Annotated in this window: 1 protein-coding gene and 1 pseudogene; both read right to left on the reverse strand. The window is 67.0% G+C overall.

Annotation, left to right across the window (positions count from 1 at the left end):
* A pseudogene (locus tag ABZ154_RS35055) lies at positions 1–245 on the reverse strand (electron transfer flavoprotein subunit alpha/FixB family protein); the annotation flags it as partial.
* Positions 246–306: 61 nt separating this feature from the next.
* On the reverse strand, positions 307–1,092 hold the full coding sequence (locus ABZ154_RS35060) for an electron transfer flavoprotein subunit beta/FixA family protein (protein ID WP_356838522.1): 786 nt from the start codon (positions 1,090–1,092) through the stop codon (positions 307–309).
* Positions 1,093–1,104 lie beyond the last annotated feature (12 nt).

Consider the following 1,104-nt stretch of genomic DNA (forward strand, 5'->3'; position numbering starts at 1 on the left):
GCGTCGAACGCGGCCTGCAGCGCGTCGACCTTCGGAACCACCAGGTAGTCGGCGAACTCCGGAGCATCCGCGGTCAGGACCTTCACCGCACCGTGCTCACCCAGCACACCCGCGGTCGCCTCCGCACCCGCACCCAGAGCCACGGCGACCGGGTCACCGATCCGACGCGCCAGCGTCAGCAGCTCCAGGGTGGGCTTACGGACCGCACCGTCCACGTGATCGACCAGAACAAGAACTTCAGCCATGACAACGCACTCCAGACGAGAAGAACACAGAGAGAGGAAGAGCAGGGAAAGAGGTGCGGGATCAGATGAACTTCTGGCCCGCGAGGAACTCGGCGAGCTGCTTGCCGCCCTCGCCCTCGTCCTTCACGATCGTGCCCGCCGTCCGCGCCGGACGCTCGGTCGCGGAGTCGACCGCGCTCCACGCACCCGCCAGACCCACCTCGTCCGCGTCCAGACCCAGGTCGTCCAGGTCGAGGGACTCGACCGGCTTCTTCTTCGCCGCCATGATCCCCTTGAACGAGGGGTAACGCGCCTCACCGGACTGGTCGGTCACCGACACCACCGCCGGCAGCGACGCCTCCAGCTGCTCGGAGGCGGTGTCACCGTCACGGCGCCCCGACACCACACCACCGTCCACCGCGACCTCCGAGAGCAGCGTCACCTGCGGGACACCCAGGCGCTCGGCCAGCAGGGCCGGCAGGACACCCATCACACCGTCGGTGGAGGCCATCCCGCAGATCACCAGGTCATAGCCGCTCTTCTCGACCGCCTTCGCCAGAACCAGCGACGTACCGATCACATCGGTACCGTGCAGATCGTCGTCCTCGACGTGAACAGCCTTGTCCGCACCCATCGACAGCGCCTTGCGCAACGCGTCCTTGGCATCCTCCGGACCCACCGTCACCACGGTGATCTCCGCATCGTCCGCCGCGTCCGCGATCTGCAACGCCTGCTCGACCGCGTACTCGTCCAGCTCCGACAGCAGACCGTCGACATCCTCACGGTCCACCGTCAGGTCATCGGCGAAATGCCGGTCACCGGTCGCGTCGGGCACGTACTTCACACAGACAACGATCCTCAAGCTCACGCCGGCTCTCCT

The organism is Streptomyces sp. NPDC006261 (genome assembly GCF_040613515.1).
Lineage (GTDB): Bacteria > Actinomycetota > Actinomycetes > Streptomycetales > Streptomycetaceae > Streptomyces.